General features: G+C 66.7%; 5 protein-coding genes. 3 read left to right on the top strand and 2 right to left on the bottom strand.

All coding sequences use genetic code 11. The features are described 5' to 3' along the window. Window positions 1-152: 152 nt before the first annotated feature. Window positions 153-758: a DUF4082 domain-containing protein gene (locus tag JNK68_16625; GenBank protein MBL8541969.1), complete on the top strand. Its 606-nt coding sequence runs from the start codon at window positions 153-155 to the stop codon at window positions 756-758. 148 nt (window positions 759-906) lie between these two features. Here the strand turns inward: JNK68_16625 and JNK68_16620 are convergent, their stop codons facing one another. Further along, window positions 907-1371: an NUDIX hydrolase gene (locus JNK68_16620; GenBank protein MBL8541968.1), complete on the bottom strand. Its 465-nt coding sequence runs from the start codon at window positions 1369-1371 to the stop codon at window positions 907-909. A gap of 351 nt (window positions 1372-1722) precedes the next feature. On the opposite strand from JNK68_16620, the gene JNK68_16615 reads away from it, so the two are divergent. Together JNK68_16615 and JNK68_16610 are read left to right on the top strand one after the other, a co-directional pair. Continuing rightward, window positions 1723-2517: a thymidylate synthase gene (locus tag JNK68_16615; protein ID MBL8541967.1), complete on the top strand. Its 795-nt coding sequence runs from the start codon at window positions 1723-1725 to the stop codon at window positions 2515-2517. After that, window positions 2514-3020 carry a dihydrofolate reductase gene (locus JNK68_16610; protein ID MBL8541966.1) on the top strand — a complete coding sequence of 169 codons (507 nt, stop codon included), beginning with the start codon at window positions 2514-2516 and terminating at the stop codon, window positions 3018-3020. Before JNK68_16615 ends, JNK68_16610 begins: the two co-directional genes overlap by 4 nt. A gap of 5 nt (window positions 3021-3025) precedes the next feature. Here the strand turns inward: JNK68_16610 and JNK68_16605 are convergent. Continuing rightward, on the bottom strand, window positions 3026-3908 hold an 883-nt coding region (locus tag JNK68_16605), incomplete at its 5' end, for an alanine racemase (protein ID MBL8541965.1).

Raw genomic sequence — 3908 nt, 5'->3', positions numbered from 1 at the left:
TTGCGCCGTGGCACTTGCTGGGCAGCGATACCGCGTCGGTGCGCCCCCGCTGTAGGACCTCGCCCGATCGCGCATGCAGGCCGCATCGCGTATGCGGGCTCGACGCGCGGGGCGACGGTGGTGAAGACTGTCCTCGAGAGTTAGAGGCTGTCTTGGCACGTGCGTTCAGGCGCCTGGTGGGCGAGCCGCATGGCGGCGGGAATGCAGCCGCGCAAGCCCGCTACAAGGCGGCGAAGGCGGTCTACCAGCAGATCGCGTCCGAGTCCGGGGGCGGCACACAGCCCACCGGGACCATCTTCACCAGTCAGTTGCCGACGATGTTCGAGAATGACTCGCCCTACGAACTGGGCACGCGGTTCTCGGCGGAGGTGCCTGGGCAGGTCACCGCGGTGCGGGTGTATACCAACATCCTGGAGGGTGGGGTCCACACGGTACGCATCTGGCGGGTCGCGGACGGCACGCCGGTTGCCGGCCCGTACACGTGGAACATCTCGCCGGGCACGGAAGGGTGGAAGACCTTCTCCCTGCAACCGGCGTTGCACATCGATGCGAACACGGACTACATCGTGGCGGTATCGAACAGCAGCGATCGCTACTACGCAGAACAGCCGCACGGGTTTGACGCCCCGATCGCGAACGGGGCTTTGCATACCTATGTCGGCAGCGGCGTATACACGGATGTGGTGGGGGCGATGCCCGCATTCAACTGGAGCAACACGAACTACTTCCGGGACGTCATATTCCAGCCAGGCACATGACGCCGGCCCAACACGGGGCGACGGTCAAGCTCGACGACAACAGGAAGCGAGTCCGGCCCGTCCGCCCCGAGCTTGAGTCTGCGTGCCGGCCGTGGAGCGAGCGCCGTCATTTCGGCGCTCGCAACCGGGCTCCCTTGGTGGCTGTACGTCACAGGCCACTGCGTTCAAAGAACTTCTCTACTGCGGCCCGGTCTTCGGGTCGAAGCCACATGTGGCGGATTTCCTCTGCGGTAAACCAACCCAATCCCTCGCCTTCCACCTTTCGCTCTTCGGGGTTGTACCGCAACGTCAGTTGGTCCATGCCGAGGTTCAACGGCGCGGCAAAGTAGCGCGCCCCGACCTCATGGGGATCCGTGTCGCGCTTGATTCGCACATCGCACAGCAACTCGAGCGTGATCCCGGTTGCCATGAGCCCCAGCTCTTCTGCCACCTCTCTCAGCGCTCCCGCCAGTGGCTGCTCGCCGTTTTCCAGCGTGCCGCCGATGAGCCCCCAATACCCCGGATACATAGGCGCGTCCTGAGTCCTCTTGTAAAGCAACACCGCACAGACAGACGACGCCGAGTTCGCCCTCAGCAGCCGGTAGAACACGACATGCGCACCCTTGATCTTCATGCGGCTTTGTCCCACGGGTAGGTGTCGACGTCGGAGACCACCGGGCACGCGGCGCTGACGCTCGCACAGGTCTCACGCATGGTTGGCGGCATCGGATGTCGACGGTGAAACCAGCTCTTCCAGAGTTTGAGCGCCGGACGATTGCCTGTCCATCGAGTGCGCTCATTCCTCCGCCGCTTGCCACGGACCGCACTACCCGTGACATGAGGCCATCGATGTCGCGACGTTTCTGGCCGCCAATCCTGTTGGGGTAGCCGCGTCGACGCACGGGGACTGTCAGCGAGTCCCGTCGCGATTGCCTCGTCACCCGGATTCCCTTACGCTTCCCGCCCACCCTCCCGAGCGGTTCCGATGCAGCAATACCTCACCCTGATCCGACACGTGCTCGACCACGGCGTGCGCAAGGCGGACCGCACCGGCACCGGGACCTTGAGCGTGTTCGGCTACCAGATGCGCTTCGACCTCGCCAGCGGATTTCCCCTGCTCACGACGAAGAAGCTGCATCTCAAGTCCATCGTCTATGAGCTGCTGTGGTTCCTGCGCGGCGACACGAACGTCCGCTACCTGCACGAGCACGGCGTCACGATCTGGGACGAATGGGCGGACACGCACGGCGACCTCGGTCCGGTGTATGGCGCCCAGTGGCGGTCCTGGCCCGCGGCGGATGGTCGCCACATCGACCAGCTCGCTGCCGTGCTGGCCGAGATCGGGCGCAACCCCGATTCGCGCCGGCTGCTCGTGTCCGCGTGGAACGTCGGTGAACTCGACCGCATGCGGCTCCTGCCCTGCCACGCGCTGTTCCAGTTCTACGTCGCCGAGGGCCGGCTGTCGTGCCAGCTCTATCAGCGCAGCGCCGACGTCTTTCTCGGCGTGCCCTTCAACATCGCGTCCTACGCCTTGCTCACACTGATGGTGGCGCAGGTGTGCGGTCTCGCACCGGGCGAGTTCGTGCACACGCTGGGCGACGCGCACCTCTACCGGAATCACCTGGAGCAGGCGCGGCTGCAGCTGTCGCGCCCGCCGCGTCCGCTGCCGAGGATGCAGCTCAATCCGGCGGTGACCGACCTCTTCGGCTTCGCCTTCGAGGACTTCACGCTCGAAGGCTACGATCCTCACCCGCACATCCCGGCAGCGGTCGCCGTATGACGCGCTGCGTGTCGCTCATCGTCGCCATGTCGCAGTCCGGCGTGATCGGCGACCGGGGCCGCATCCCGTGGCATCTGCCGGCAGAACTCGCGCGCTTCAAGCGGGTGACGATGGGCCACCACATCGTCATGGGACGCAGGACGTGGGAGTCGATCGGGCGCCTGTTGCCCGGCCGCCGCAGCGTCGTCGTGAGCCGCAACCCGGACTTTGCGGTGCCCGGTGCGATCGTCACGGACTCGCTGCGCGCAGCGCTCGCCATCTGCCTGTACGACGAGGAGGTGTTCGTGATCGGCGGCGCCGAGATCTTCCGCGAAGCGCTGCCGCTCGCCGACCGCCTGTACCTGACGGTGGTCGACGTCGACGTGCCGGGCGATACCCGGATGCCGGCGATCGACTTCGGGCAGTGGCAGGTCACGGACACCGAGCAGGTTGCCGCCGACGGCCGCAATCCCTATCCGTTCCGCTTCACGCGCTACGAGCGCAAGCACGTCGCTACCGAGTAGACGAGTCAGTCGCGGGCGCCGAGGATGCGCACTTCCGGCAGCGGAAATCCGTTGAAGGTGGAGGCCCGCGCGCAGGTGTAGGCACCCGTGTTCGGCAGGTAGACGAAATCGCCTTCGCGCAGGTCTTCCGGCAACAGATACTCGCCCGCGAGCACGTCCGCCGCGTCGCACGTCGGGCCGGCGATAGTCCAGGGCACGAGCGTACCATCGCGGTCGCTGCGGATCGCGTACGCGATGCCGCCGCGTGCGGTTTCGATGATGCCGCCGTGCAGACCCGCGTCCCAGTACATCCAGCGACGCCCGCCGCGCGTCGCGGTGCCGATCACCCGGCAGACGAAACAGGCAGCCTCCGCCACGAGGACGCGGCCGGGCTCGGCGATGACCGCGACCTCGGGCGACACATTCGCGAGCGCCCGACTGACGCTTGCACCGATTTCGGAGATATCGGGAATCGGCCGCGTGTAGCGCACCGGGAAGCCGCCTCCGATGTCCAGCAGCCGCGGCCGCAGGCCGTGGTGCCGCAGCACCGCCAGCGTGCCCTTCGCGCGTTCGATGGCGAGACGCCAGCTCTCGGGATTGGTGCACTGCGAGCCGACGTGAAAGCTCACGCCGCAGAAATCGGCTCCCATCTCGGCCGCCGTCGCGGCGACCTCGCACGCCGCCGCGGGTGAGGCACCGAACTTCCCCGCGAGCGGCCAATCGCTGTCCGCGTTGGGTACGTCGATGCGCAGACAGAGTTGCGCGGCGGGCGCAATGGCGGCGAACTTGCGCAGTTCCTCGACGCAATCGACGACGAACCACTCGACGCCCTGCCGCGCCGCCTGCGCGATGTGCTCGCGAGACTTGACCGGGTTCGAGTACAGGATATCGCCAGCCGGTACCCCGAGT

The sequence above is a fragment of the Betaproteobacteria bacterium genome (assembly GCA_016791345.1).
Lineage (GTDB): Bacteria > Pseudomonadota > Gammaproteobacteria > Burkholderiales > JAEUMW01 > JAEUMW01.
This window is presented reverse-complemented; position numbering and strand designations above follow the sequence as displayed.